At 62.0% G+C, this 25,258-nt stretch carries 20 protein-coding genes and 2 tRNA genes; 10 read left to right on the top strand and 12 right to left on the bottom strand.

What is annotated here, in order from left to right; all coding sequences use genetic code 11:
- The first annotated feature begins 1 nt into the window (after position 1).
- The 9 genes from GEV38_RS23570 to GEV38_RS23610 all read left to right on the top strand — a co-directional run bounded on the left by GEV38_RS23570 (position 2) and on the right by GEV38_RS23610 (position 14,073).
- Positions 2–1,444: a sigma-54 dependent transcriptional regulator gene (locus tag GEV38_RS23570; RefSeq protein WP_015271846.1), complete on the top strand. Its 1,443-nt coding sequence runs from the start codon at positions 2–4 to the stop codon at positions 1,442–1,444.
- A gap of 839 nt (positions 1,445–2,283) precedes the next feature.
- Positions 2,284–3,678: a polynucleotide adenylyltransferase PcnB gene (locus GEV38_RS23575; protein ID WP_173896029.1), complete on the top strand. Its 1,395-nt coding sequence runs from the start codon at positions 2,284–2,286 to the stop codon at positions 3,676–3,678.
- Entirely contained in the window at positions 3,675–4,154 is a 480-nt protein-coding gene (folK, locus tag GEV38_RS23580; protein ID WP_013974273.1) for a 2-amino-4-hydroxy-6-hydroxymethyldihydropteridine diphosphokinase, read from the top strand. The genes GEV38_RS23575 and folK overlap by 4 nt, the downstream gene beginning before the upstream one ends.
- A 262-nt stretch (positions 4,155–4,416) precedes the next feature.
- Positions 4,417–5,217 (top strand): 3-methyl-2-oxobutanoate hydroxymethyltransferase, encoded by an 801-nt coding sequence (gene panB, locus GEV38_RS23585; RefSeq protein ID WP_015271848.1) that lies wholly within the window; start codon positions 4,417–4,419, stop codon positions 5,215–5,217.
- The gene (panC, locus tag GEV38_RS23590; protein WP_013974275.1) at positions 5,214–6,077 is read left to right on the top strand and encodes a pantoate--beta-alanine ligase; all 864 of its coding nucleotides are present in this window, start codon (positions 5,214–5,216) and stop codon (positions 6,075–6,077) included. Before panB ends, panC begins: the two co-directional genes overlap by 4 nt.
- A 227-nt stretch (positions 6,078–6,304) precedes the next feature.
- Positions 6,305–7,969: a glucose-6-phosphate isomerase gene (gene pgi / locus GEV38_RS23595; protein WP_015271849.1), complete on the top strand. Its 1,665-nt coding sequence runs from the start codon at positions 6,305–6,307 to the stop codon at positions 7,967–7,969.
- A 242-nt stretch (positions 7,970–8,211) separates the two neighbouring features.
- Entirely contained in the window at positions 8,212–10,146 is a 1,935-nt protein-coding gene (acs, locus tag GEV38_RS23600; RefSeq protein WP_173896031.1) for an acetate--CoA ligase, read from the top strand.
- 42 nt (positions 10,147–10,188) lie between these two features.
- On the top strand, positions 10,189–11,058 hold the full coding sequence (locus GEV38_RS23605) for an oxygenase MpaB family protein (RefSeq protein ID WP_015271851.1): 870 nt from the start codon (positions 10,189–10,191) through the stop codon (positions 11,056–11,058).
- Positions 11,059–11,136: 78 nt separating this feature from the next.
- The gene (locus tag GEV38_RS23610; protein WP_054573644.1) at positions 11,137–14,073 is read left to right on the top strand and encodes a DUF748 domain-containing protein; all 2,937 of its coding nucleotides are present in this window, start codon (positions 11,137–11,139) and stop codon (positions 14,071–14,073) included.
- 122 nt (positions 14,074–14,195) lie between these two features.
- Here the strand turns inward: GEV38_RS23610 and GEV38_RS23615 are convergent, their stop codons facing one another.
- The gene (locus GEV38_RS23615; protein ID WP_010955354.1) at positions 14,196–14,609 is read right to left on the bottom strand and encodes a VOC family protein; all 414 of its coding nucleotides are present in this window, start codon (positions 14,607–14,609) and stop codon (positions 14,196–14,198) included.
- A gap of 60 nt (positions 14,610–14,669) precedes the next feature.
- Between GEV38_RS23615 and GEV38_RS23620 the strand changes: the two genes are divergently transcribed.
- Entirely contained in the window at positions 14,670–14,972 is a 303-nt protein-coding gene (locus GEV38_RS23620; protein WP_015271853.1) for a putative quinol monooxygenase, read from the top strand.
- A gap of 78 nt (positions 14,973–15,050) precedes the next feature.
- Here GEV38_RS23620 and GEV38_RS23625 read toward each other — a convergent pair whose 3' ends face one another.
- From GEV38_RS23625 to secG, 11 genes are all read right to left on the bottom strand, one after another.
- Positions 15,051–15,401 (bottom strand): BON domain-containing protein, encoded by a 351-nt coding sequence (locus tag GEV38_RS23625; protein ID WP_013974282.1) that lies wholly within the window; start codon positions 15,399–15,401, stop codon positions 15,051–15,053.
- A 264-nt stretch (positions 15,402–15,665) separates the two neighbouring features.
- The gene (pnp, locus tag GEV38_RS23630) at positions 15,666–17,771 is read right to left on the bottom strand and encodes a polyribonucleotide nucleotidyltransferase (protein ID WP_054573643.1); all 2,106 of its coding nucleotides are present in this window, start codon (positions 17,769–17,771) and stop codon (positions 15,666–15,668) included.
- A 250-nt stretch (positions 17,772–18,021) separates the two neighbouring features.
- Complete coding sequence (gene rpsO / locus GEV38_RS23635) at positions 18,022–18,291, bottom strand: 30S ribosomal protein S15 (RefSeq protein WP_003249971.1); 270 nt, start codon at positions 18,289–18,291, stop codon at positions 18,022–18,024.
- A 147-nt stretch (positions 18,292–18,438) separates the two neighbouring features.
- Complete coding sequence (truB, locus tag GEV38_RS23640; protein ID WP_013974284.1) at positions 18,439–19,356, bottom strand: tRNA pseudouridine(55) synthase TruB; 918 nt, start codon at positions 19,354–19,356, stop codon at positions 18,439–18,441.
- A 3-nt stretch (positions 19,357–19,359) separates the two neighbouring features.
- Entirely contained in the window at positions 19,360–19,758 is a 399-nt protein-coding gene (gene rbfA / locus GEV38_RS23645; protein ID WP_015271855.1) for a 30S ribosome-binding factor RbfA, read from the bottom strand.
- A gap of 116 nt (positions 19,759–19,874) precedes the next feature.
- Positions 19,875–22,415 carry a translation initiation factor IF-2 gene (gene infB, locus GEV38_RS23650; RefSeq protein WP_054573642.1) on the bottom strand — a complete coding sequence of 847 codons (2,541 nt, stop codon included), beginning with the start codon at positions 22,413–22,415 and terminating at the stop codon, positions 19,875–19,877.
- Positions 22,416–22,442: 27 nt separating this feature from the next.
- Positions 22,443–23,924: a transcription termination factor NusA gene (nusA, locus tag GEV38_RS23655; RefSeq protein ID WP_003258062.1), complete on the bottom strand. Its 1,482-nt coding sequence runs from the start codon at positions 23,922–23,924 to the stop codon at positions 22,443–22,445.
- 59 nt (positions 23,925–23,983) lie between these two features.
- Positions 23,984–24,442 carry a ribosome maturation factor RimP gene (rimP, locus tag GEV38_RS23660; RefSeq protein WP_003249960.1) on the bottom strand — a complete coding sequence of 153 codons (459 nt, stop codon included), beginning with the start codon at positions 24,440–24,442 and terminating at the stop codon, positions 23,984–23,986.
- A gap of 130 nt (positions 24,443–24,572) precedes the next feature.
- A tRNA-Met gene (locus tag GEV38_RS23665) sits at positions 24,573–24,649 on the bottom strand.
- A gap of 100 nt (positions 24,650–24,749) precedes the next feature.
- Positions 24,750–24,835: transfer RNA gene (locus GEV38_RS23670), tRNA-Leu, on the bottom strand.
- A gap of 21 nt (positions 24,836–24,856) precedes the next feature.
- A complete protein-coding gene (secG, locus tag GEV38_RS23675) occupies positions 24,857–25,255 on the bottom strand; it encodes a preprotein translocase subunit SecG (protein ID WP_015271857.1) in 399 nt (132 codons plus the stop codon).
- Between the last annotated feature and the right edge of the window lie 3 nt (positions 25,256–25,258).

Genomic DNA, 25,258 nt, shown 5'->3' on the forward strand with positions numbered 1-25,258 from the left:
AATGCCGCACATTCTGATCGTCGAAGACGAAACCATCATCCGCTCGGCCTTGCGTCGCCTGCTCGAACGGAACCAGTACCAGGTCAGCGAAGCCGGCTCGGTGCAGGAAGCCCAGGAACGCTTCAGCATTGCCACCTTCGACCTGATCGTCAGCGACCTGCGCCTGCCAGGCGCACCCGGCACCGAACTGATCAAGCTCGGCCAAGGCACCCCGGTGCTGATCATGACCAGCTACGCCAGCCTGCGCTCGGCGGTAGACTCGATGAAAATGGGCGCGGTGGACTACATCGCCAAGCCCTTCGACCACGACGAGATGCTGCAAGCGGTGGCGCGTATCCTGCGCGACCGGCAGAACGCCCCGGCTGCCGCACCGGCGGCCGAGCCACGCGCCACCAATGGCAAGGCCGCCCCCGCCGACAAAGGCAGCGCGGTGGCCGCCAATGGCGAAATCGGCATCATCGGCTCGTGCCCGCCGATGCAGGACATGTACAGCAAGATCCGCAAGGTCGCGCCCACCGACTCCAATGTGTTGATCCAGGGCGAATCGGGCACCGGCAAAGAGCTGGTCGCACGCGCCCTGCACAACCTTTCGCGCCGGGCCAAGGCACCGATGATCTCGGTGAACTGCGCAGCCATCCCCGAGACACTGATCGAGTCCGAGCTGTTCGGCCACGAGAAAGGCGCGTTCACCGGCGCCAGCGCCGGGCGCGCCGGCCTGGTGGAAGCTGCCGATGGCGGTACCCTGTTCCTCGACGAAATCGGCGAACTGCCGCTGGAAGCCCAGGCCCGCCTGCTGCGCGTACTGCAGGAAGGCGAGATTCGCCGGGTGGGTTCGGTACAGTCGCAAAAGGTCGATGTACGCCTGATCGCCGCGACCCACCGCGACCTGAAGAACCTGGCCAAGGCCGGCCAGTTCCGTGAAGACCTGTATTACCGCCTGCACGTGATCGCCCTGAAACTGCCTGCCCTGCGCGAGCGCGGCAGCGACGTCAACGAGATCGCCAGCGCTTTCCTCGCCCGCCAGAGCGCGCGCATTGGCCGCGACGACCTGCACTTCTCGGCCGAAGCCGAGCAGGCCATTCGTCACTACAGCTGGCCGGGTAACGTGCGAGAGCTGGAAAACGCCGTGGAGCGTGCGGTGATCCTCAGCGAGAGCGCAGAAATTTCCGCCGACCTGCTGGGCATCGATATCGAGCTGGGTGACCTGGAGGAGGACGAAATCCTCGATAACGCCCTGGTCGGGGCCAGTACGGCCAATGCCAGCCATGAGCCGACCGAGGACCTGTCGCTGGAAGATTACTTCCAGCACTTCGTGCTCGAGCACCAGGACCACATGACCGAGACCGAGCTGGCCCGCAAGCTCGGGGTCAGCCGCAAGTGCTTGTGGGAACGCCGCCAGCGCCTGGGCATCCCGCGACGCAAGAGCAACGCTACCAGCGAATAACCGCGCTGCCTGGGCGGGAGGTTCCTCCTGCCCCTATCTACAACCTCTCCAGCCTCTTCGCGGGCATGCCCGCTCCCACAGGAATTTCACTGCCCTAAAGGGTGGTGCCCCCCTGTGGGAGCGGGCGTGCCCGCGAAAGGGCCAGCAAAGCCAGCGCACACACCCCCGGTAACACATCAGACCCTGCAAAAATCTGTTACCCAAGCTTTCCGCCGTAACAGTTCCCGAGGCGTACGGTAACGAAATTTCGACATTTCCGACCGCTGAAAAACTGCTCACCACCTCCAACCCATTGATTTTACTGGGTTTGCAAAAGTTGGCACGGCACCTGCTATATGTCTGGTACAAGAACAATAACAAGCACTGCAACTCAGAATAAGAACAAGACGAAACGGCTCACGCACAATAAAAACAAGACGGCGGAGGCGCAGCTAACTGATTCTTTTGGAGAGGATGCGTGTTTGGGGCTTGCCCCACAACCAGGCAGAGAACAACAAAAACTGCACTAAAAAGCAGCGCCTGAACTGGTTGGATCGACAGATCAACGTGACATCAGCGACCAAAGCAATCCGTTTGCTCTTAACCCCTGGATTGGGGGTCGTCCACAAGCTTCGAGATTTGTGGACAGGGCACTCAACAAAAACAAGAAGCCCAGCAAAAAAACAATAAGAGCACGCAACGACTTCTTGGGGAGCTTAGGCTCCCCTTGTCGTTTCTACCCTTCTGGCAGGCATCCTGCTACCCGCCTACACCATTCCTTGAGTAAATGCTAGAATCCCCGCCCATCATGCGGCCATTCTCCTATTCTTGGCCGAACATTCCTTCAAACAGTGCATCCCATGCTGAAGAAGCTGTTCCAGTCGTTCCGCCCGCCCGTACCGGGCCCGCACCACAGGCGCACCACGCCTGAGGTGATCAACAAGAGCCAGCACTCGCTGCAACGCCACCAATTCAGCCGCCATGCGGTGAACATCGTGGAACGCCTGCAGAGCGCCGGTTACCAGGCTTACCTGGTCGGTGGCTGTGTCCGCGACCTGATGCTGGGCATCACGCCGAAAGACTTCGACGTCGCCACCAGTGCCACCCCTGAACAGGTCCGTGCCGAGTTCCGCAACGCACGCATCATTGGCCGCCGCTTCAAGCTGGTCCACGTGCATTTCGGACGTGAAATCATCGAAGTCGCAACTTTCCGCGCCCACCATTCGGAAGACGACCAGGGCGACAGCCACCGTTCGTCGCACAATGCCAGTGGCCGCATTCTGCGTGACAACGTGTACGGCACCCTGGAAGAGGACGCGCAACGTCGCGACTTCACCATCAACGCCCTGTACTACGACCCGGTCAGCGAGCGCATCCTCGACTACGCCAACGGCGTGCACGATATCCGCAACCGCTTGCTGCGCCTGATCGGCGACCCTACCCACCGCTATCAGGAAGACCCGGTGCGCATGCTGCGCGCGGTGCGCTTCGCCGCCAAGCTCGACTTCGGCATCGAAAAACACACGGTCCAGCCGATTCGAGAGCTGGCCCCACTGCTGCGGGAAATTCCGCCAGCGCGCCTGTTCGAAGAGAGCCTCAAGCTGTTCCTCTCCGGCCAGGGCGCCATCGTCTTCGAAATGCTGGTCGACCTTCAGTTGTTCGAGCCGCTGTTCCCGGCCAGTTCGCATGCCCTGGACGAGCGCCCGACCTACACCCACACGCTGATCAGCCAAGCGCTGAACAACACCGACCTGCGCGTGAAGCAAGGCAAACCGGTAACCCCGGCCTTCCTCTTCGCCGCGCTGCTGTGGCCAGCCCTCCCGGCTCGCGTGCTGCACCTGCAGAACCAAGGCGTGCCGCCTATCCCGGCCATGAACGGTGCGGCCCACGACCTGATCGCCGAACAATGCGCACGTATCGCCATCCCCAAGCGCTTCACCCTGCCGATCCGCGAGATCTGGGACATGCAGGAGCGCCTGCCACGCCGCAGCGGCAAGCGCGCCGACATGCTGCTGGACAACCCGCGCTTCCGCGCCGGCTACGACTTCCTGCTGCTGCGCGAAAGCGCCGGGGAACAAACCGACGACCTCGGCCAGTGGTGGACCGACTACCAGGATGCCAACGACAGCGAGCGTCGCGAGATGATCCGCGAACTGGGCAGCCGTGACGAAGGCACCGGCGCCGGCCCGCGCAAACGCAAGCGCAGCGGTGGCAAGCGCAAGCGCAAGCGCAGTGGCGACGAGGCGTTCGAGTGAGTACCCGCGCCTATATCGGCCTGGGCAGCAACCTGGACGCACCTGCCGAGCAGCTGCGCAGCGCCTTGCAGGCCCTCGACCAGGTCGAAGCCACACGCCTGGTGGCGGCCTCGGCCCTGTATACCAGCGATTCGCTGCTGCCCGGCCAGCCGCGCTACACCAACGCCGTCGCCGCCCTGGACACCGCCCTGCCACCGCTGGCCCTGCTCGATGCACTGCAGGCCATCGAGAACGATCAGGGCCGCGTGCGCAAGGAACGCTGGGGCCCGCGCACACTGGACCTGGACATCCTGCTGTTCGGCGACCAGGTGCTCGATGAGCCGCGCCTGAAAGTGCCGCATTACCACATGCATGCCCGGCCTTTTGTGCTGTACCCGCTGGCGGAACTGGTACCGGGCGATTTCCGCCTGGCCGACGGCCGCGCCCTTGCGCAACTGCTTGACGACTGCCCGTTCGTCGGCCTGGAACGCCTGTAAACCGGGCGTTCCAGCCTTGCACACTGGCGCGGTAACGCCAGTAACACCCTGATCGTAACAATGCGGTAACAGGGTGATTGACTTCCCCCACCTCGCTCACGACTATAGGCGTCCCGTGTGGCACCAAAGTGCCGCATACCCGTATTTAGGCCCGGACGGACCTGTGCCCGAACATCACGCGCGATGATGTGCCGCTCCGGAAAATGACTACACGCGTTGAATGCAGTCGTTTCTTACAGCGCCTGAACGAGGAATTTCCTACATGCCTGAAGTAACCCTGACCACCCTCAATGGCCTCAAGGCCAAGGGTGAAAAAATCACCATGCTGACCTGTTACGACGCCACCTTTGCCAAGGCCGCCAGCCAGGCCGGTGTCGAAGTGTTGCTGGTGGGCGACTCGCTGGGCATGGTCCTGCAAGGCCACGACAGCACACTGCCGGTAACCACCGCGGACATGGCCTACCATACCGCCAGCGTCAAACGTGGCAACGACGGCGCGCTGATCCTCGCCGACCTGCCGTTCATGGCGCATGCCACCCCGGAGCAGGCCTTTGCCAACAGCGCCACGCTGATGCAGGCCGGCGCCCACATGGTCAAGATCGAAGGCGCTGCCTGGCTTGCCGAGACCATCCGCCTGCTGGCCGAGCGTGGTGTGCCAGTATGCGCGCACATGGGCCTGACCCCGCAGACTGTCAACGTGATGGGCGGCTACAAGGTCCAGGGCCGCCAGGAAGCCCAGGCCCGGCAGATGCGCGCCGACGCGATCGCCCTGGAACAGGCCGGTGCGGCCATGCTGCTGCTCGAATGCGTGCCCAGCGAACTGGCGGCGGAAATCACCAGTGCCGTATCCATCCCGGTGATCGGCATTGGCGCCGGCAGCGGCACCGATGGCCAGGTACTGGTCCTGCACGACATGCTCGGCCTGTCGCTGAGCGGCCGCGTACCGAAGTTCGTGAAGAACTTCATGCAAGGCCAGCCGGATATCCACAGCGCCCTCGTCGCATACGTCGAGGCGGTCAAGCAAGTCAGCTTCCCAGGCAGCGAACACGGGTTCAGTGCATGAATACAGTCAAGACCGTCCGCGAACTGCGCGCCGCTGTCGCCCGCGCCCGCGGTGAAGGCAAGCGCATCGGCTTCGTGCCGACCATGGGCAACCTGCACAGCGGCCATGCCGCCCTGGTAACCAAGGCTGCGCAGCGCGCCGATTTCGTGGTCGCCAGCATCTTCGTCAACCCGCTGCAGTTCGGCGCCAACGAAGACCTCGACAAGTATCCGCGCACCCTCGCCGCCGACCAGGAGCGCCTGCTTCAGGCTGGCTGCAATCTGCTGTTCGCGCCCAGCGTCGAAGAGATGTACCCCGACGGCATGAGCGTGCAAACCCGCGTCAGCGTACCCCACCTTTCCGAAGGCTTGTGCGGCGCCAGCCGGCCCGGTCATTTCGAAGGCGTGGCCACCGTGGTCAGCAAGCTGTTCAACATGGTCCAGCCCGACCTTGCCGTGTTCGGTGAAAAGGACTTCCAGCAGCTGGCGGTTATCCGCGCCATGGTGCGCGACCTGAACATGCCGATCCAGATCATCGGCGAGCCCACCGTGCGGGCCGAGGACGGCCTGGCGCTGTCGTCGCGTAACGGCTACCTCACGCCGGAGCAGCGTGCTACGGCACCTGCGCTGTACCGCACGCTGCAGCATATCGCTGGGGCCATCCGCCATGGCCAGCGGGACTTTGCCGCACTGGTTGCCGAAGGCAAGGCGCAGTTGACCGCCGCGGGTTTCCGCCCGGATTACCTTGAGGTGCGTCATGCGGTAAGCCTGCGACCCGCGATGATCGATGATCGTGATCTGGTGGTGATTGCGGCGGCTTACCTGGGTAACACACGGTTGATCGACAACCTGTACCTTCATCTGGAAGAGAAGACCGCGTAACGGCCTGGGGCTGCCTTGCAGCCCATTCGCAGCACAAGGCTGCTCCTACAGAAACCACCTTCTTCTGTAGGAGCAGCCTTGTGCTGCGAGTGGGGCGCAAAGCGCCCCCAAATTCCCCCGCCTTACCCATTCCCTGCAAGTGGCCTTTGCCTATAATGGTGCCAGCCTGAACCCGGCAATGAGTGCCGTGTCCAAGGTCTCACCACGCACCAAGGGAACCCCGCGCAATGGCGTATTACCGCACACCCCACGATGTCACGGCCCTGCCCGCCTGGCAGGCGCTTCAGCAACACCGCGACGCCATGCAAGGTTTCAGCATGCGCGAAGCTTTCGCCGCCGATACCAAGCGCTTCGACCAGTTCTCCCTGAGCTCCTGCGGCCTGTTCCTCGACTATTCGAAAAACCTGATCACCGAACAAAGCCGCGACCTGCTGGTGAACCTGGCCAACGAAGTGGGCCTGCAGGACGCCATCAAGTCGATGTTCAGCGGCGAAATCATCAACGCCTCCGAAGGTCGCCCGGTGCTGCACACCGCCCTGCGCCGTCCGGTAGGCGACAAGCTCAGCGTCAACGGCGTGAACGTCATGCCGGAAGTGCACAAGGTGCTCAACCAGATCACCGAACTGGTCGGCCGCATTCACGACGGCCTGTGGCGTGGCTACAGCGAAAAGCCGATCACTGACGTGGTCAACATCGGCATCGGCGGCTCGTTCCTCGGCCCCGAACTGGTGTCCGAGGCGCTGCTGCCCTACGCCCAGCGCGGCGTGCGCTGCCACTACCTGGCGAACATCGACGGCAGTGAGTTCCACGAGCTGTCGGCCAACCTGCGCGCCGAAACCACCCTGTTCATCGTCTCGTCGAAGTCGTTCAACACGCTCGAGACCCTGAAGAACGCCATAGCCGCCCGTACCTGGTACCTGGCCCAGGGCGGTTCGGAAGCCGAGCTGTATCGCCACTTCATCGCCGTTTCCAGCAACAAGGCCGCCGCCGTGGCCTTCGGCATCCGCGAAGAAAACATCTTCCCGATGTGGGACTGGGTGGGCGGGCGCTACTCGCTGTGGTCGGCCATCGGCCTGCCGATCGCCCTGGCCATCGGTACCGCCAACTTCAAGGAACTGCTGTCCGGTGCCTACACCATGGACCAGCACTTCCAGACCGCGCCGTTCGACAAGAACATGCCGGTGCTGCTGGCCCTGCTGGGCGTGTGGTACGGCAACTTCTGGGGCGCCCAGAGTCACGCGATCCTGCCGTACGACCACTACCTGCGCAACATTACCAAGCACCTGCAACAGCTGGACATGGAGTCCAACGGCAAGAGCGTGCTGCAGGACGGCACCCCGGTGAAGACCGACACCGGTCCGGTTATCTGGGGTGGCGTCGGTTGCAACGGCCAGCATGCCTACCACCAGCTGCTGCACCAGGGCACCCAGCTGATTCCGGCCGACTTCATCGTGCCGGTGGTGAGCTTCAACCCGGTGGCCGACCATCATCAGTGGCTGTACGCCAACTGCCTGTCGCAGAGCCAGGCGCTGATGTTGGGCAAAACCCGCGAGGAAGCCGAGGCAGAGCTGCGTGGCAAAGGCCTGAACGAAGCGGACATCGAAAAGCTGGCCCCGCACAAGGTGATCCCAGGCAATCGTCCGAGCAACACCCTGGTGGTGGAACGCATCAGCCCGCGCCGCCTGGGCGCGCTGGTGGCGATGTACGAGCACAAGGTGTTCGTGCAGAGCGTGATCTGGGGCATCAACGCCTTCGACCAGTGGGGCGTGGAGCTAGGCAAGGAGCTGGGCAAGGGCGTTTACCAACGCCTGGTCGGCAGCCTGGAAGAAAGCGCCGAAGATGGTTCCACCCAAGGCCTGATCAACTACTTCCGCGGCCGTCACCGCGGTTGATCCCAAAGCCGTCACACGGTCGCTCCGTGTAGGAGCGGCCTTGTGTCGCGATGGGCCGCAGAGCGGCCCCAACAATTGATGCGCCAGCGCTGAAATCCCGGGGCCGCTCTGCGGCCCATCGCGACACAAGGCCGCTCCTACAGGGACCGAGTCTACCCTCAAGGAACATCACCTCTGGCTACACTGTCCTATCGAATAGCCGTTGCAGTCCATCGCCCCTTACAAGAGCAGGACCACCCGCCATGTTCGATATCCGCAACTACCCTCAGGCCCTGGCCGTCAGCCAGTCCGCCGCCCTAACCCCCGACGAGTACCGCCGCCTCTACCGCCAGTCGGTGGATGACCCCGACACCTTCTGGGCCGAACAGGCCAAGCGCCTGGACTGGATCAAGCCCTGGTCGAGCGTGCAGCAATGCGACCTGAAGACCGGCAGCGCCCGCTGGTTCGACGGCGCCCAGCTCAACGTCAGCTACAACTGCATCGACCGCCACCTGGCCCGACGCGGCGAACAGACTGCCCTGCTGTGGGAAGGCGACGATCCCAAGGATTCCAAGGCCATCACCTACCGCGAACTGCACCGCCAGGTCTGCCGCCTGGCCAATGCGCTGAAAGCACGCGGGGTAAAGAAAGGCGACCGGGTGTGCATCTACATGCCGATGATCCCCGAGGCCACCTTCGCCATGCTTGCCTGCACCCGCATCGGTGCCATCCACTCGGTGGTGTTCGGCGGCTTCTCGCCAGATGCCCTGCGCGACCGTATCCTTGATGCCGACTGCCGTACGGTGATCACTGCCGATGAAGGCGTGCGCGGCGGCAAACGCATCCCGCTGAAACAGAACGTCGACAAGGCCCTGGCCAGCTGCCCTGCGGTCAGCAGCGTATTTGTGGTGCGCCGCACCGGCGGCGATGTCGTCTGGGCCGAAGGCCGTGACTTCTGGTACCACGAGGCAACGGAAAAGGCCGGCGACGACTGCAGTCCCGAGCCGATGGGTGCCGAAGACCCGCTGTTCATCCTCTACACCTCCGGCAGCACCGGCAAACCCAAAGGCGTGCTGCACACTACCGGCGGCTACCTGCTGCAGGCCACCCTCACCTTCAAGGTGGTGTTCGACTACCGTGACGGCGAGGTGTTCTGGTGCACCGCCGATGTCGGCTGGGTCACCGGCCATAGCTACATCGTCTATGGTCCGCTGGCCAATGGCGCGATCTCGCTGATGTTCGAAGGCGTGCCCAACTACCCGGGCACCTCGCGCTTCTGGCAAGTGGTGGACAAACACAAGGTGAACATCTTCTACACCGCCCCGACCGCCCTGCGCGCGCTGATGCGCGAAGGCTCCGCGCCGCTGCAGAGTACTTCACGCCAGAGCCTGCGCCTGCTGGGCAGCGTCGGCGAGCCAATCAACCCGGAAGCCTGGGAGTGGTATTTCGAAGAAGTCGGGCAAAAGCGCTGCCCCATCGTCGATACCTGGTGGCAGACCGAAACCGGCGGCATCATGCTTACCCCGTTGCCCGGCTCGCAGTCGCTCAAGCCCGGCTGTGCCACCCAGCCCATGTTCGGCGTGCAACCAGTGCTGCTGGACGAAAAGGGCAAGCTCATCGAAGGCCCCGGTGCCGGCTTGCTGGTGATCAAGGCCAGCTGGCCCGGGCAGATCCGTAGCGTCTATGGCGACCATCAGCGCATGGTCGACACCTACTTCAAGCCGATGCCCGGCTATTACTTCACCGGCGACGGTGCCCGCCGCGATGCCGATGGAGACTACTGGATCACCGGGCGTATCGATGACGTGATCAACGTTTCCGGTCACCGTATCGGTACCGCCGAAGTGGAAAGCGCGCTGGTGCTGCATGACAGCGTTGCCGAAGCGGCGGTGGTCGGTTACCCCCACGACCTCAAGGGCCAAGGCGTTTACGCCTTCGTCACACCGATGAATGGTGTAACGCCGGACGACGCGCTCAAGGCCGAGCTACTGGCCCTGGTCAGCAAGGAAATCGGCAGTTTCGCCAAACCCGAGCTGATCCAGTGGGCTCCGGCGCTGCCCAAGACACGCTCAGGCAAGATCATGCGGCGTATACTGCGCAAGATCGCCTGCAACGAACTCGACAACCTGGGCGATACCTCGACCCTGGCCGACCCCAGCGTGGTGCAGGGCCTGATCGACAAACGCCTCAACCAGTAACCGGCGGCCGTTGCCCATGGCCGCCCTGAACCACAGGTCGCCATGGAAGCCCTTCGCCGCCGCATCGAAACCCAGGTCATGAGCCTTACCGGGCTGGCCCTCGGCCAGCTCGACCTGGAATCGCCCAAGGGCGACCCCGGCCTGTTCGGCCCGCACAGCATCAGCTGGCGGGTACATGGCGACTTCCCGAGCATGCTGGTCGGTGGCATCAGTGCCCTCATGCTGCAGTTGCTGCACCCGCTGGCCCTGGCCGGGGTGTGGGACCATTCCAACTTCCGTGAAGACCTGCTCGGCCGCCTGCGCCGTACCAGCCAATTCATCTCCGGCACCACCTTCGGCGCCACCCGCGATGCCGAGTGGCTGATCGACAAGGTGCGCACCATCCACCTGCAGGTAACCGGCACCGCGCCGGATGGCCGCCCGTATGCGGCCAGCGACCCGGACCTGCTGACCTGGGTGCACGTGGCGGAAGTCAGCAGCTTTCTCGCCGCCCACCTGCGTTACCGCAACCCGCAACTAGCGCGCGCCGAGCAGGATGCCTACTACGCAGAGATCGCATTGATTGCCGAGCGCCTTGGCGCCCGCGACGTGCCGCGCTCGTGCCAGCAGGTCGAGGACTATCTGCAGCGCATGCGCCCCCAGTTGCACTGCGACGCACGCAGCCATGAGGTGGTCGGCATCCTGCTCGACGCCCCCGCCCCCAGCCGCCTGGCACAGCCGGTGGGCAAGCTGATGCTGCACGCCGGCATCGACCTGCTGCCGGGCTGGGCCCAGACCATGCTCGGGCTACAGCACGGTCCGTTGCAGCGGCGCATGATCCGCTTGGGCCTGCAACGCACCGCGCCAGTACTGCGCTGGGCGATGCGCGACGGCTCAGCGCACCGGGCCAAACGGCGCATGGGCATCGAATGAGGTCAACTGGTCGCCTCAGCGGAACTGATTTAACGTGCCATACTCCAAGCTCTCCTGCTTAGACAGACGAAGCGACACATGTACAAAGGATTGACTCGCGCCGCTGGCGCACTGCTGGCCCTGGTAGCCCTCTACAGCCTTCTTGGCTTTTTCGTTCTCCCCGGTGTCGCGCTGCGCATCGCCAACCAACAGTTGGCCCAATACGCAACCGTGCCTGCCCACCTCGAACGGATCGAACTCAACCCCTTCAGCCTCGAACTGACACTGTGGGGCCTGCAGATCGGCGAGCCTGGCAAGGAGCAGGTCGGCTTCGACCGGCTGTACGCCAACCTTTCGCTCGACAGCCTGTGGAGCGGTGCCCTGCACATGGATGCAGTGGAACTGGTCAAACCGCGCAACGAAGTGCTGTTCGCCAAGGACGGTACTCTCAACCTGACCCGCCTGTTCAAACTGCCAGCCAGCGAAGCCAAGCCTGACGAGCCACCCAGCGACCCGTTCCCGCTACGCATCGGCAGCATCAAGCTCAGCGATGGCTACCTGCACTTCGAGGACCTGCGCCCGAGCGAGCCGATCGAGTTCCTCTACGACAACATGAACCTGGAGCTGAAAAACCTCAGCACCCTGCCCAACGACAATGCCGACATGACCCTGGTGGCCATCGGCCCCAACGGCGGGCGCATCGACTGGAAAGGCACCCTTAGCCTGGCGCCAATCGCCTCTGAAGGCACACTGAAGATCACCGAAGGCAAGATGAAGGCATTCTGGCCCTATGTGCGCGATGCCGTGCCACTGGTGCTGGAAGACGGCGTGGTCAGCCTCGACACCCACTACAAGCTCAACCTCGCCAAGCAGACCGAACTGTTGCTGGACAACGCGTCGGTGCGCATCGCCCCCTTTGCCATCAAGGCCCCGGATGGCCGCCCGCTGGCACGCCTGGCCAGCCTGGAAGTAAGCGAAACCTCGGTCGACCTGGTCAAGCAGCTGGTCACCGTGGGCAAGATCCGCAGCGAAAAACTGGAAACCTGGGCCGCGCTGGAAAAGGACGGCCAGCTCGACTGGCAGAAACTGTTCGCCAGCCAGCCGGCCAAGGCTACGCCGAAGGAAAAGGCCGAACCGGCCGCCGCCGAGCCCACGCCCGAACAGCAAGCCGCCAAGGAGCCGAGCAAACCCTGGCAGGTGCTGCTCAAGGACGTGCAACTGCGTAACTACCTGGTGCACCTGGCGGACCGTACTCAGAAGGAGCCGGTGGCCCTCGACGTCGGCCCGCTCAACGCCGACCTGCAAGGTTTCGACAGTCTCAACAAGTCGCCCTTTACCCTCAAGCTCGATACCGGCGTGGGCAAGCAAGGCAAGCTTCAGGCGGCCGGCCAGGTCAACCTGGCGCCCATCTGGGCCAAGCTGGACGTGAGCACCCGCGATATCGACCTGCGAGTGGCCCAGGCCTATATCAGCCCGTTCATCCTGCTGGAGCTGCGCAGCGGCATGCTCGCCAGCGACCTCAAGGTCGACCTGAAGAACACCTCACCACTGGCCTTCAGTGTTGCCGGCAAGGCACAGGTCAGCCAGCTGCACACCCTCGACACCATCAAGAGCCGTGACTTCGTCAAATGGCAACAGGTGAACGTCGACGGCCTGTCCTACGTGCACGGCGATGCGCTGTCGATCGACAAAGTGACCCTGCTGCAACCCTATGCGCGTTTCATCATCAACGAAGACCGCACGACCAACATCAACGACCTGCTGATCCCGCAGCCGGCCGGCGCCCCGGCGACCAGCCAGGCCAAGCCGGCCGCTGCCAGCAACGACAAGCCGCTGGGCATCCACATCGGCCAGATCGACCTCAACGACGGCTCGGCCAACTTCGCCGACCTGTCCCTCACCCCCAACTTCGCCACGGCCATCCAGCAGCTGAACGGTCGAATCGGCACCATCGACAACCGCAAGCCTGTGCCGGCCAAGGTCGACGTCAAGGGCAAGGTCGACCGCTACGCGCCGGTCACCATCAAAGGCGCCCTCAACCCGTTCAACCCGCTGGCCAGCCTGGACATCGCCACCAGCTTCAAGCGGGTCGAGCTGACCACACTCACCCCCTACTCCGGCAAGTTCGCCGGCTTCCGTATCCGCAAAGGCCGGCTCAACCTCGACCTGCATTACCTGATCACCAATGGCCAGCTGAAGGCCGAGAACAAGGTGGTGGTTGAGCAGTTGCAGTTGGGCGAGAAGGTCGACAGCCCGGACGCAGTGGACCTCCCTATCCGCCTGGCGGTGGCACTGCTGAAGGATACAGAAGGCAAGATCTCGATCGAGCTGCCGGTATCCGGAGACCTCAACAACCCGCAGTTCAGCGTGATGCCGATCGTCTGGCAAACCCTGCGCAACCTGGTGTTGCGTGCGGCGCAGGCGCCGTTCAAGTTCATTGGCGGGCTGGTTGCCGGCGGTGGCTCGGAAGATCTGGGCAATGTGTCCTTCGCCCCGGGCTCCAGCGAGCTTAGTGGCGACGCCCAGGCATCGCTGGACAAATTGGCGTCGGCCCTGAAGGAACGCCCGGAGCTGCGCCTGGAAATCGAAGGCACCAGCGCCCAGGCCAGCGACGGCCCGCTGATCGCCCAGCAGCGCCTGGAGCGTGAGTACCAGGCCACCTGGTACAAGATCCTGCAGCGCCGCGGTGACAAGGTGCCGGCCAATGCCTCGATGCTGGTGGTCGACGACAGCGAAAAACCGGCGATGCTCGAAGGCATCTACCGTAACCGCCTGAAGCAACAGCCGCCTGCGGAATGGGAGCAACTGGGCCGCGACGAGCGCACCGCCAAGCTGCGCGAGGCGGTGATCAAGTCCTGGGCCGAAAGTACTGCGCTGCTGCGCACACTTGGCCAGGAGCGGGCCAGCAGCATCAAGGATTACCTGGTAGACAAAGGCCAGCTGGAAGATGACCGGGTGTACTTCATCGATACCAGTCTGGGCCAGGCCGAGAGCGATGGTCGGGTGGTGACGCCGATGCATCTGGATGCCGAATAACTTCTACTAGCAGGTCTGGCCTCTTCGCGGGCTTGCCCGCTCCCACTGGTACTGGCACAGGCCTTGAACTGTGTACGGTCCCTGTGGGAGCGGGCAAGCCCGCGAAGAGGCCGGTACAGGCTTCACACCAACCGCTGCCCCGACACCGCCGGGTGGTACAACGGCTGCACCTTGTTCCCTGCCGGGTCCAGCAGGTGGAAGCTGCGCGCCCCGTCACCATGGTTGAACGGCCGGTCCAGCAGGGTCACGCCATGGGCCTTGAAATACTGGTACCAGGCCTCCAGCTCCTCCACGCTATCGACGATGAACCCATAGTGGTCCAGGGTCTGCAAACCATTGGCCGCCCCTGCCCCGCGCCCCAGCGACAGGTTGTCGTTACCACAAGTGAGATACACCAGGTCTTCGTTGGCGCGGTTCAGCACCTCCATGCCCAGCACATCGACGTAGAAGCGTTCGCACTCCTCCAGGTTGGGCACCAACAAGGCAATATGACGCAGGCCGTTCAGGCGACCAGGGCGTGCAGGCAATTCGGACATTGGCGAAGCTCCATTTTTGTATACAATTTACAGTAGAATTTAAAACAAAAGGAGAGCCTTGTGTATAGCCTGTTCATCAAGACCCGAGTGAAGCCCGGTTGCGCAGAGGATTTTCTCAATGCGATCAAGGTCAATGCCGCAGCCTCAGTCGCCACTGAACCTGGTTGCCTGGCATTCGATGTGTCGCAAGACCGGGTCGACCCGGAGTTGATCTACCTGTACGAGATCTACCGCGACGATGCAGCCTATGAAGCGCATACCCAAACCGCGCACTTTCGCGACAGCCGGCCATTGGTCGAGCCGCTGATCGTCGAGCAAGAATGCTTCGAGAGCGATGTGATCGCGCGTAACCCGGTGTACTAGCCGCCAATGAAAAGCCCCGGCAAATAGCCGGGGCTCGGAGCGAAGGTGGCCAAATCCGTTTGGCCGACGGGACATTCCTTATTCGGCTTTCAGGCCGTCAGACATAACGCTTTTCACGCCTTTGATGTTCTTGGTGATGCGTACTGCTTCTTCTTTCTGGGATTGAGTGATCGCCACGTCAGACGACAGCGAGACGACGCCTTGGCTGGTCTCGACTTTGATGTCGCTGCCTGGAATACCTTTTTCAGTCAGCAGGTCCGCTTTCACCTTGGTAGTGATCCAGGTGTCGGAACCTTCCTGCTTGGCGTTATCCACGGTGTTGGCAGCCAACATGACTGGAGCCTGGGTTGGCTCCGCAGCGAATGCGCCGTTAGCCATGGTCAGGGTCAGGGCGGTAGCAGTAGCGGCAGCAATGGCGAACTTCTTCATGTGAGTCACTCCTGTTTTTTCGAAAGGTCTGCGCCGTATGTCCTGGCGTCAGATATGGAGGTAGCTGCATGCGCTGTGCCAGCTTTTCCGTCTCGCTTGTTTCCTTTTAAATCAACAAGTTAGCCAAATTTAGATTTGGCCGATGTCGTGCATTCTGCAATCCGCACGATAAAACTGCTTGCAAGATGCAAGTCCGCAAAAGGTTCCGTACAGCCATAAAAAAAGGCCCCTTGCGGGGCCTTTCTTTCTACTACGAGGCAATCATCAGACGCCCGAGGCCTTGGCCGCGGCAACGTCTTTGATCGACAGCTTGATACGGCCGCGGTTGTCCACGTCCAGTACCAGTACTTCGACTTCCTGGCCTTCTTTCAGGATGTCGGTGACTTTCTCGACGCGAGCATCGCTCAGCATGGAGATGTGCACCAGGCCGTCCTTGCCAGGCAGGATGTTTACGAACGCACCGAAGTCGACGATGCGCTCGACCTTGCCGACGTAGATCTTGCCAATCTCGGCTTCGGCGGTAATGCCCAGGATACGTTGCTTGGCAGCATCTGCCGCTTCCTTGGTTTCGCCGAAGATCTTGATCGAGCCATCGTCTTCGATGTCGATCGAAGCCTTGGTCTCTTCGCAGATGGCGCGAATGGTGGCGCCGCCTTTACCGATGACGTCACGGATCTTGTCGGTGTCGATCTTCATCGCGATCATGGTCGGGGCGTTGGCCGACAGCTCGCTACGCGACTGGGCGATGATCTGGTTCATCTGGCCGAGGATATTCAGGCGCGCTTCCAGGGCCTGGCCCAGGGCGATCTCCATGATCTCTTCGGTGATACCGTTGATCTTGATGTCCATCTGCAGCGCGGTAACACCCTTGGCGGTACCGGCTACCTTGAAGTCCATGTCGCCCAGGTGGTCTTCGTCACCCAGGATGTCGGTCAGGACGGCGAACTTGTCACCTTCCTTGACCAGGCCCATGGCGATACCGGCAACCGGTGCCTTCATCGGTACACCAGCGTCCATCAGGGCCAGGGAAGCACCACAGACCGAAGCCATGGAGCTGGAACCGTTGGATTCGGTGATTTCCGATACCACGCGGATGGTGTACGGGAACTCGCTGTCGCTCGGCAGCATGGCCTGCACGCCACGACGGGCCAGACGGCCGTGGCCGATTTCACGACGGCCAGCGCCGCCCATGCGGCCGCACTCACCCACCGAGAATGGCGGGAAGTTGTAGTGCAGCATGAACGGGTCTTTTTTCTCGCCTTCCAGGGTGTCCAGCAGCTGGGCGTCACGGGCAGTACCCAGGGTCGCAACGACCAGGGCCTGGGTTTCGCCACGGGTGAACAGCGCCGAACCGTGAGTCTTCGGCAAGACGCCGACTTCGATGTTCAGCGGGCGCACGGTGCGGGTGTCACGACCGTCGATACGCGGTTTGCCGTTGACGATGTTCTCACGGACGGTGCGGTATTCCAGCTCGCCGAAGATTTCCTTGATGGCGCCGGCGGACGGGCCGGTCTCTTCGTTGCTCAGACGGGCAACAGCCTCGTCGCGCAGCTGGCCCAGGCGGTTGTAGCGGTCAGCCTTCTGAATGATGGTGTAGGCCTGCGAAACGGCTTCGCCGAACTCGGCGCGTACCAGGTTCATCAGCTCGACGTTGGCCGGGGCTGGCTGCCAGTCCCAGGTCGGCTTGCCGGCTTCGGCAGCCAGTTCCTTGACGGCCTGGATCACGGCCTGGAATTCGTCGTGGGCGAACAGCACGGCGCCCAGCATCTGGTCTTCGGTCAGCTCTTTGGCTTCCGACTCAACCATCAGTACAGCCGATTCGGTACCGGCAACGACCATGTCCAGGCTCGAGGCAGCCAGTTGCTCGTAGGTCGGGTTCAGCAGGTAGCCGGTGCTTTCGTGGAAGGCAACGCGAGCGGCGCCGATCGGGCCTTCGAACGGAATGCCGGAGATGGCCAGGGCGGCCGAGGTACCGATCATCGCAGCGATGTCCGGGTCGGTCTTCTTGCTGGTGGAAACCACGGTGCAGACAACCTGCACTTCGTTCATGAAGCCTTCCGGGAACAGCGGACGGATCGGACGGTCGATCAGGCGCGAGGTCAGGGTCTCTTTCTCGGAAGGACGGCCTTCACGCTTGAAGAAGCCACCCGGGATCTTGCCGGCGGCGTAGGTCTTTTCCTGGTAGTGGACCGACAGCGGGAAGAAGCCCTTGCCTGGATCGGCCTGTTTGGCACCGACCACGGTCACCAGCACGGTGACGTCGTTGTCGACGGTAACCAGCACGGCGCCGGTTGCCTGACGGGCAATACGGCCCGTTTCGAGAGTAACGGTCGACTGACCGAACTGGAATGTCTTGATTACCGGGTTCACGGTTTCCTACCTTTTTTCAGTGGCTCTGGGGGAACTGGTTTCTTGCGAATTCTTGGGCAGAACGGGGAATCGGCCCCATTGACCGTCCAGATACAACACGAGGCTGGGAGCCTGGCACCAAGCGGAAAATCCGCTCAGCATTGCCAGGCTGCCAACCTCGGAGATACGCGTGGCGTGTCCAACGGCAGCACTGCAAAACAGCCCTGCCGAAGCCTGCGACACGCCATGCACACCACTGGCCAAGCCGCTATTAGCGACGCAGACCCAGGCGACCGATCAGGGCGCTGTAACGAGTGGTGTCTTTGCCCTTCAGGTAGTCCAGCAGCTTACGACGCTGGTTGACCATACGGATCAGACCACGACGGGAGTGGTGGTCTTTGTCGTTGGCCTTGAAGTGGCCTTGCAGCTTGTTGATGTTGGCGGTCAGCAGAGCAACCTGCACTTCCGGGCTACCGGTATCGCCGGCGGCTTGCTGGTATTCGGCAACGATCTGAGCTTTTTCTTCAACGCTGAGGGCCATTTGGCTTCTCCTGATAACGGATCCCGCATGCGGGGTCCAATAGGCCAGGGACAAATCCCTGTATTAATAAAAAAGGTGTGACCGTGCCTACTGACAGCCACCCTTGGTGCCGTGGGGCCTGGCAATTGCCCGACCCCGCGGTTTCGGTCATTCCGACCGAATCAGTCGACGCGGCGCAATGCGCCCGTCTTCGCTCACTTCACCGATACCGATGAAGCGCGCGTTGTGATCCTGTACCCGGACCATGCCAAATTGCGGCGCGTCCGGCGCGCGTACCGCCTGCCCATGCAGCCAGTAAAACGCACTGTGCTCGGACAGGCACACCAGTGGCCAGTCCTGCAGGCCGCTGTCCGAAGGCATCAGGAAGCGGTCGAGCGCTTCGTTGCCACCTTCGGCGTGGGCCTGTTCGAGTTCCTCGAGGGTGACCGTCTGTGCCAGCGCGAAAGGCCCGGCCTGGGTCCTGCGCAGCTCGGCGACATAGGCGCCGCAGCCAAGGGCCTCACCGATATCCTCCACCAGGGTGCGGATATAGGTGCCTTTGCTGCATCCTACGCTCAGCCGTGCACGGGTGCCTTCGCACTCGAGCAACTCCAAGCGGCCAATTGTAACAGAACGCGCCTCGCGCTCCACTACCTCTCCTGCACGTGCCAGCTTGTAAAGCGGCTGGCCATCACGCTTGAGCGCCGAGTACATCGGCGGTATCTGGCTGATCTGGCCACGAAAACGCGGCAGCAGGGCCTCGATGTCGGCGCGACCAACGGTCACCTCACGGGTCTGCAGCACTTCACCTTCGGCATCGCCGGTGTTGGTAGTCTGCCCCATCTGCATGACCGTTTCGTAGCCCTTGTCGGAATCGAGCAGGTACTGCGAAAACTTGGTCGCTTCGCCAAAGCACAGCGGCAGCACGCCGGTTGCCAGCGGATCGAGGCTGCCGGTGTGCCCGGCCTTTTCCGCATTGAGCAGCCAGCGCACCTTTTGCAGGGCGGCGTTGGAGGTGAAGCCCAGCGGCTTGTCGAGCAGGATGATGCCGCTGACGTTGCGGCGGATACGTTTGACCTGGGCCACCGCTTACTCCTCGGCGTCCAGCTTGTCGCCATCCTTGTGCAGACGGTCTTCGGCGACCGCGCGCTCGATCAGTGCCGACAGGTGGGCACCACGGCTGACGCTTTCGTCGAAGTGGAAATGCAGTTGCGGCACGCTGCGCAGTTGCATCACACGGCCCAGGTGCAGGCGCAGGAAGCTCGCGGCGCTGGTCAGGGCCTTGAGGGTCTGCGGTACGGCGTCGGCGCCGTCCTGGCCCATCACGGTGATGAACACCTTGGCGTGGCCAAGATCACGGCTGACATCGACGGCCGTGATGGTCACCAGGCCGACGCGCGGGTCTTTGACTTCACGGCGGATCAGCTCCGACAGCTCGCGCTGCATCTGGTCGCCGATGCGTTGGGTACGGCTATATTCTTTTGCCATTCTTGCTACCTGTAACTTAAAGCGGCAAACGCCCGGTCAGGCTGAAGCCTGACCGGGCGCTACCTACTGAGGCACTGCCCACCGCCCTGCGGCGGGGGCTGGCGCCCTGCTCACCCTTAAAGGGTACGAGCAACCTGGACTTTCTCGAAGACTTCGATCTTGTCGCCGACCTTGACGTCGTTGTAGCTCTTCACGCCAATACCGCACTCCATGCCGTTACGCACTTCGGAGGCGTCGTCCTTGAAGCGACGCAGCGACTCCAGTTCGCCTTCGAAGATCACAACGTCTTCGCGCAGTACGCGGATCGGACGGTTGCGGTACACGGTACCCTCGATGACCATACAGCCAGCGATGGCGCCGAACTTCGGCGAACGGAACACGTCACGTACTTCGGCGACACCCAGGATGTTCTCGCGAACATCGCTGCCGAGCATGCCGGTCAGGGCCTTCTTGACGTCTTCGATGATGTCGTAGATCACGTTGTAGTAACGCATATCCAGACCTTCCTGCTCGACGATCTTGCGCGCGCCGGCGTCGGCACGCACGTTGAAGCCGAACAGTACTGCATTCGAAGCCAGCGCCAGGTTGGCGTCGCTTTCGGTGATACCACCGACGCCGCCACCGATCACGCGCACCTGAACTTCGTCGTTGCCCAGGCCCGACAGCGAACCCTGCAGTGCTTCCAGGGAACCACGCACGTCGGTCTTGAGGACGATGTTGAGGGTCTTCTTCTCTTCCTGACCCATGGTCTCGAAGATGTTTTCCAGCTTGCCAGCGTGAGCACGGGCCAGCTTGACCTCGCGGTACTTGCCTTGACGGAACAGGGCAACTTCACGAGCCTTCTTCTCGTCGGCAACCACGGACAGCTCGTCACCGGCTTCCGGGGTACCGTCAAGGCCGAGGATTTCGACCGGAATCGACGGGCCGGCTTCCTTCACAGGCTTGCCGTTCTCGTCGAGCATGGCGCGCACGCGGCCATAGTTGGAACCGCACAGGACCATGTCGCCCTGACGCAGGGTACCGTCCTGAACCAGGATGGTCGCGACCGGGCCACGGCCCTTGTCCAGGCGTGATTCGACAACCACACCACGACCTGGAGCGGTCGGGGTAGCGGTCAGTTCCAGGATCTCGGCCTGCAGCAGGACAGCCTCGAGCAGTTCGTCGACGCCGGTACCCATCTTGGCCGAAACCTTGACGAACGGAGTATCACCACCCCAGTCCTCGGAGGTCACGCCTTCGACAGCAAGCTCGTTGCGGATGCGATCGATATCGGCACCCGGCTTGTCGATCTTGTTCACTGCAACCACCAGCGGAACGCCAGCTGCCTTGGCATGCTGAACGGCTTCGCGGGTTTGCGGCATCACGCCGTCGTCCGCTGCCACCACCAGGATGACGATGTCGGTAGCCTTGGCACCACGGGCACGCATTGCGGTGAACGCAGCGTGACCTGGGGTATCGAGGAAGGTGACCATGCCGCGGTCGGTTTCCACGTGGTAGGCACCGATGTGCTGGGTAATACCACCGGCTTCGCCAGCGGCAACCTTGGCACGACGGATGTAGTCGAGCAGCGAGGTCTTACCGTGGTCAACGTGACCCATGACGGTAACGACCGGCGCACGCGATTCGACTTCACCTTCGAACTTCAGCGATTCGGCCAGGGAGTCTTCCAGGGCGGTATCGCTGACCAGGGTCACTTTGTGGCCCAGTTCTTCGGCGACCAGCTGAGCGGTTTCCTGGTCGAGCACCTGGTTGATGGTGACCGGGGTACCCAGCTTGAACATGAACTTGACCACTTCAGCGGCCTTGACCGACATCTGTTGGGCCAGTTCCGAGACGGTGATGGTCTCGCCGATGGTCACGTCACGGATGACTGGACCGGTCGGGTTCTGGAAGCCGTGCTGGTTGCGCTTCTTCAGCTTGCTCTTGCCACCCCGGCCACGGCGTACGCCATCGCTCTCTTCATCGGTGGTGCGCGGTGCGGCACGAGGAGTCGGAGCCTTTTCCTTCTCCTTGACCTTGACCTTGATCGACACGCGCGGGGCCTCGCCACGACGCTCGCCACCACGACGGTCTTCGTCACGGGTGCGGCCTTCGTTGCGACGGGCTTCGTCCTTCTTGCGCTCGGCAGCACGGGCTGCGGCGTCTTCGGACGCCGGGGCGTCGGCAACTACCGGGGCCGGGGTAGCGGCAGGTGCCGCCTCTGGCTTGGCGGCAGGCGCAGGGGCTGCAGCAGCGGTTTCGGCGGCCTGACGGCGAGCCTGCTCTTCGTTGCGCTGGCGAACTTCGGCCTCGACCTTGTCGCGAGCGGCGTTTTCAGCCGCGCGGCGCTCTTCCAGCTCACGCTTCTGCTCAGCCTGGATTTCTTCCGGGCTGCGCTGCACGAATACTTTCTTCTTGCGTACTTCTACGCTGATGCTCTTGCTACCGGCGACACGCAGGGTGCTGGTGGTTTTGCGCTGCAAGGTAATCTTGCGCGGCTCTTCCGCCTTGCTCTTGTGGCTGCTCTTCAAATGAGTCAGCAAGGTCTGCTTCTCATTGTCGGTCACTACCTGACCGGCGTCGGTGTGCGGCAGACCTGCCTCACGCATCTGCTGCAGCAGGCGCTCTACCGGTGCCTCGACCTCTTGGGCCAGTTCTTTCACCGTGACTTGCGTCATGCACTTCTCTCCTCAGGCCGCGCCTAATTACTCGAACCAGTGGGCTCGGGCGGCCATGATCAACTTGCCGGCACGCTCTTCGTCGATGCCGTCGATGTCGAGCAGATCGTCGATCGACTGCTCGGCCAGGTCTTCGCGGTTAACCACGCCGCGCACCGCCAGTTCCGCCGCCAGGTCCTTGTCCATACCCTCGAGGGAGAGCAGGTCGTCAGCCGGATGGGCGTCTGCCAGTTTTTCTTCGGTAGCGATGGCCTTGGTCAACAAACGGTCCTTGGCTCGAGCGCGGAGCTCGTTGACGATATCTTCGTCAAAGCCATCGATGTTGAGCATTTCTTCCAACGGTACGTAGGCAATTTCTTCGAGGCTGGTGAAGCCTTCGTCGACCAGCACTTGGGCCAGCTCCTCGTCGACTTCCAGTTCATCGATGAAATTGCGCAGGATGTCACCGGTTTCGGCCTGCTGCTTGGCCTGGATGTCCTTCTCGGTCATCACGTTCAGGGTCCAGCCGGTCAGCTGACTGGCCAGGCGAACGTTCTGACCGCCACGACCAATGGCCTGGGCCAGGTTGTCCTCGGCAACGGCGATGTCCATGGCATGGGCATCTTCATCAACGATGATCGCCGCGACTTCAGCCGGCGACATGGCGTTGATGACGAACTGCGCCGGGTTATCGTCCCACAGGACGATATCCACACGCTCACCACCCAACTCCCCGGATACGGCCTGGACGCGCGAACCACGCATGCCGATACAGGCGCCTTGCGGGTCGATGCGCTTGTCCTTGGAGCGGACGGCGATCTTGGCTCGCGAACCCGGATCACGGGATGCAGCCATGACTTCGATGAGGCCCTCGGCAATTTCCGGCACTTCGATGCGGAAAAGCTCGATCAGCATCTGTGGCGCGGTGCGCGACAAGATCAGCTGTGGGCCACGGTTCTCGGTGCGAATTTCCTTGAGCAGCGCACGCAGGCGCACGCCAACACGGAAGGTCTCGCGCGGAATGATGTCTTCGCGGGCCAGCAGGGCCTCGGCGTTGTTGCCCAGGTCAACGATGACGTTGTCGCGGGTAACCTTTTTGACGGTACCGGAGATGATCTCGCCAACGCGCTCGCGGTAGGCATCGACCACCTGGGCACGCTCGGCCTCACGGACCTTCTGCACGATGACCTGCTTGGCGGTCTGGGCGGCAATACGACCGAATTCGATGGACTCGATCTTCTCTTCGATCACGTCACCAACCTTGGCTTCAGGGTGGGTTTCGTGAATCTTGCTCAACCAGGTCTCGATCGCCGGATCATCAAGATCGGCTTCGTCGACCACGGTCCAGCGACGGAAGGTCTCGTAGCTACCGGTGTGGCGGTTGATTTCCACACGCAGGTCGACTTCGTCTTCAAAACGTTTTTTGGTTGCAGTGGCCAGTGCCACTTCCAGCGCTTCGAAAATGACGCCGGGCGGTACACCTTTTTCGTTGGATACCGATTCAACAACCAGCAGTACTTCTTTGCTCATCGTACGCCTCGCCTTGCGCAAGCCATTGGGCCCGGATAGTCCGCCGGGCCCGGCACGTCTCAGTCAAAACTGGGAATAATATTGGCCTTGTCGATCGAGTCGATCGGCAACAGGAATTCTTGATTGTCCACCTGGACCACCACATCCTGCTCCTCCACACCGCGGAGAAGGCCCTGGAAGTTACGACGACCCTCGAAGGGTGAGCGCAGCTTGATCTTCACTTGTTCGCCGGCATGCGAGGCAAACTGTTCCAGAGTGAACAGTGGGCGATCCATGCCTGGAGAAGACACCTCGAGGGTGTATTCACTGCTGATCGGATCTTCCACATCGAGAATTGCGCTGGCCTGACGGCTGACCGCTTCGCAGTCGTCCACCAGGATGCCGCCTTCCTTGTCGATGTAGATGCGCAGTACCGAATGCTTACCCTGGGAAACGTATTCGATCCCCCAGCATTGATAGCCCAGACCCTCGACAACCGGGGCCAACAAGGCCTGCAACTGTTCTAGCTTGCTCGACACCTGAACCCCCTCGTGCATGCTGTGCAAATAAAAAATGGGCGAAGCGCCCATCCCTGAAAGCGCCGTTGGACAACGACGCCGAAAACTGTTCGGTTAGCAAAAAGCCCCTGAAAAGGGGCTCCGCTGAAGCTGGTTGCGGGGGCTGGATTTGAACCAACGACCTTCGGGTTATGAGCCCGACGAGCTACCAAGCTGCTCCACCCCGCGACAAAGCTGGGGCAAAAGTATAAGACCGAACCCTCTTGAGGGTCAAATCCGAACCTTCACCTGCAAGAAAGCCCGCTAAAGCGGGCTCTCAAGCTTTAATTGGTACCGAGAAGGGGACTCGAACCCCTACACCCTATGGGCACAACCACCTCAAGGTTGCGTGTCTACCAATTCCACCACCTCGGCAATACTACTACTTGAAACCCGTTACTTCTGCTCTTGTGCCGGAGGAGGTACATCACCCGTGTTAGGAGTGGTTTCGCTCTTCTGCTGCTGGAGCACCGGTACATCATCATTAACTGCCGGTTTCTGCGGCTCTTTCACTTCTAGCACTGCTGGATCTGGAAGACCTGCTTGGCTAAGCTGGTGAGCTTGTTGCTTCGCGAAGTATCCTAACCCAAGTGCTGTCAAAAAGAAAGTGGCAGCGAGTATAGCAGTTAATTTACTCAGAAACGTTGCAGAACCCTGGCTCCCGAACACGGTATTTGAAGCACCCGCGCCGAAAGATGCACCTGCTTCCGCACCTTTACCCTGTTGCAACAGAACCAGCACTACAAGCGACAGCGCTGCCAACAGATGAAAAACAACGATGACTGTTTCCAGCATTTG

It is taken from the genome of Pseudomonas sp. 13159349, assembly GCF_013305685.1.
Lineage (GTDB): Bacteria > Pseudomonadota > Gammaproteobacteria > Pseudomonadales > Pseudomonadaceae > Aquipseudomonas > Aquipseudomonas asiatica.